Source organism: Lysinibacillus sp. GbtcB16, assembly GCF_019091145.1.
GTDB lineage: Bacteria > Bacillota > Bacilli > Bacillales_A > Planococcaceae > Lysinibacillus > Lysinibacillus fusiformis.
This window is the reverse complement of the sequence record NZ_JAGXJV010000438.1, coordinates 1-268: the sequence shown is the minus strand read 5'-3', so window position 1 is coordinate 268 and position 268 is coordinate 1. Positions and strand designations below refer to the sequence as shown.

The following is a 268-nucleotide window of genomic DNA, read 5'->3' as shown; positions in this document are numbered from 1 at the left end:
ACAATCCCGGAAAATCTCGGGTATGAAGAAGCTTTTGATGAAATTTTCAAGAAATTTAACATCGCTTATGAACTTAGAAAAGTAAAGACAACAGAGCTGGGAAGCTTGTATGAGCTGGTGTATATGGTCACGATCGATCATTTGACGAATCAGAAAGAATTCCTCGATGCGATCCGGTGCCGGAACGGCAATTTGGATATTACGTTAACGATGAGTCCGACTGCGACAGATAATTAAAATCAGAGAGGTAGATGATTTATGAGAAACC

General features: G+C 39.9%; 1 pseudogene. It reads left to right on the top strand.

What is annotated here, in order from left to right:
- A pseudogene (locus tag KVT27_RS24825) lies at nucleotides 1-237 on the top strand (DUF4956 domain-containing protein); the annotation flags it as partial.
- Between the last annotated feature and the right edge of the window lie 31 nt (nucleotides 238-268).